This window comes from Clostridium tagluense, from assembly GCF_003865095.1.
GTDB classification, from domain to species: Bacteria; Bacillota; Clostridia; order Clostridiales; family Clostridiaceae; genus Clostridium_AD; species Clostridium_AD tagluense.
In genome coordinates, this window is the sequence record NZ_BHYK01000086.1 from 1 (window position 1) to 2,101 (window position 2,101).

The following is a 2,101-nucleotide window of genomic DNA, read 5'->3' on the forward strand; positions in this document are numbered from 1 at the left end:
CAAAGCCACAACAAAACATTGACCATATTAAACTTGTAAAAGAGATTATAAAAGAAGAAATAACAGACCAGGAGGCACAAAGCATATTGATTAGTGCCAATGGAGATATAAATATAATCAAAGAAAAGTATAGATGCTCTCAAAGAGCAGCTAAAATTACAAATATGGTTGGTTGGCTTATTGATGCAATAAAAAAAGACTATCAGTCGCCTATAGGTAAAGTTGATAAATTCAATGATTACGCGCAAAGGGAATATGATTTTGATAAATTGGAGAAGAAATTACTTGGATGGGAATAAACGAATGGTGTATAAGTAGTCTAGAATAATGAAGGGTGTAGCTATATGTTAGCTATACCTTTTTTGTTTTTATTTTTATTTTCAAAAAAAACGCAAAACTTCTGGAAGAGCATATATATTCAGTGAAAACAAATTGAAAGGAGTGATTAACATGGCAGTTAAATCAACAAAGGTAGCAAGTTCCTTAAAGCTTACTGTGATAGTGGGTATTGACAAGAAAGGCAAAGAGAAACATGGAACAAAAAAATTGGGTAATATAAAAACTACTGCAGTGGACGAGGACCTTTTTGCTGTAGGACAAGCTATTTCTAACATTAAAAATTATCCATTAGTGGGAATAGACAGAGAAGACGAGTTCAGCTTAGTTAATGCTTAGCTCGTAGCTGAAAAGAGAAAGGCCTAAACTCAAAACCATTGGGTTAATTAATTAAAAGGAGGAAAAGTGATATGAATAAATTAGTTATGAGATTTTTAACATCTGTAGAAGGTAAGTATTTTACTTTAGCTGTAGATGACATTAAAGTTGATGAAAAAGGAGTTCCAACTGTAACTTCTGCGCAAACAAATGCTCTTATGGATCTAGTTATTGCAAAGGATATATTCGCATCTGCTAGTGGCAAATTAACTGGCAAGAAAGATGCTAAGATAGTTGTTACTGATACTAATGAAGTTGAGATAGCATAGTAAAAAGATTTCACTAAGGGATTAACCTTGGTGGGATCTTTTTTATTATTTAAGAACATTGTCCAGGAGAAGTCTTACGGCTTCACTTTTAGTTATGTTGTTAGCATTTTTGAAGCTTTCTAAGGATTTAGATAATTCCTCACTTATTCTTATATGGATCAATTCACTTTTAGAGTTTTCAATTTTCTTTCTGCCTCTTGTCATAATATCACCTCATAATATCACCTCATAATATTTGCGTTACATAAAATAAGCTTATAGATAGTTGATTTAATTATGTAATACAATAATTATTATAATACATAATTACAAATATTACCATATATTTAGGGTAAGTAAATCTTTGTAGGTTATGATTTAACCACATTCACCATTAATTCTTTATTTCATCATACTTCTATCACAATTGCACTCTATACTAAAGACATAGATTAAATAAAGAAATTAGAAGGAGAGTGTATTTTATGAAAAATATTAAGACATTCGCTCTAGCAATTGCAGTGGTAAGCGTACTTAGTTCAAGCATGGTTTTTGCTGCTGTAACTACTAAGACGCCAGCGGATATACTAGCTGGATTGACAGGAAAGACAGTAGAGCAAGTTACAAAAGATAAAGCAGCTGGAAAAACATATGGAGCAATGGCAGGCGAGGCAGGTAAATTAGATGAATTTAAAATAGAGAGTCTTAAGCAGAAAAAAGCAGTTCTTGATCAAAGGGTAAAGGATGGTAAATTAACTCAGGCTAAAGCAGATGAAATTTATAATTCTATTAAAACTAATCAGGCAAATTGCGATGGAACAGGTAGCGCGTCTATAGGTAAGATGAATGGTGTAGGATTTGGACAAGGAGAAGGAAAAGGAATGGGTAAAGGTTCAGGACAGGGCAATGGTGGTGGATGCGGCTTAGGAATGAAGCAAGGAAATTAAAATTAATAAAAGTAAATAAAAGTAAATAAAAATACCGTAGAATGTTAATTCTACGGTATTTTTTATGTGCGCCCGGCATGGACGCAATCTAATGGGTGAAAGTCCCTAGCACGGGTTAATAGTGCCAAGTGCATAGCTTAAGACAAGGGTGTCCATGGTGACGTGGAATCTGAAGGAAGTCGGCGGCAAAAC

At 33.5% G+C, this 2,101-nt stretch carries 4 protein-coding genes and 1 pseudogene; 4 read left to right on the forward strand and 1 reads right to left on the reverse strand.

The genetic code is table 11. The annotated features are described in order from the left end of the window. From Ctaglu_RS25680 to Ctaglu_RS24495, 3 genes and pseudogenes are all read left to right on the forward strand, one after another. Window positions 1-299, forward strand: a pseudogene (locus Ctaglu_RS25680) (replication initiation protein); the annotation flags it as partial. A gap of 151 nt (window positions 300-450) precedes the next feature. Continuing rightward, entirely contained in the window at window positions 451-675 is a 225-nt protein-coding gene (locus Ctaglu_RS24490; protein ID WP_125006665.1) for a DUF1659 domain-containing protein, read from the forward strand. Between the two features lie 71 nt (window positions 676-746). Further along, window positions 747-983 carry a DUF2922 domain-containing protein gene (locus Ctaglu_RS24495; RefSeq protein ID WP_125006667.1) on the forward strand — a complete coding sequence of 79 codons (237 nt, stop codon included), beginning with the start codon at window positions 747-749 and terminating at the stop codon, window positions 981-983. Between the two features lie 45 nt (window positions 984-1,028). Here Ctaglu_RS24495 and Ctaglu_RS25685 read toward each other — a convergent pair whose 3' ends face one another. After that, entirely contained in the window at window positions 1,029-1,187 is a 159-nt protein-coding gene (locus Ctaglu_RS25685; protein ID WP_164951986.1) for a hypothetical protein, read from the reverse strand. Window positions 1,188-1,447: 260 nt separating this feature from the next. On the opposite strand from Ctaglu_RS25685, the gene Ctaglu_RS24500 reads away from it, so the two are divergent. Beyond that, on the forward strand, window positions 1,448-1,909 hold the full coding sequence (locus Ctaglu_RS24500) for a hypothetical protein (protein WP_125006669.1): 462 nt from the start codon (window positions 1,448-1,450) through the stop codon (window positions 1,907-1,909). Window positions 1,910-2,101 lie beyond the last annotated feature (192 nt).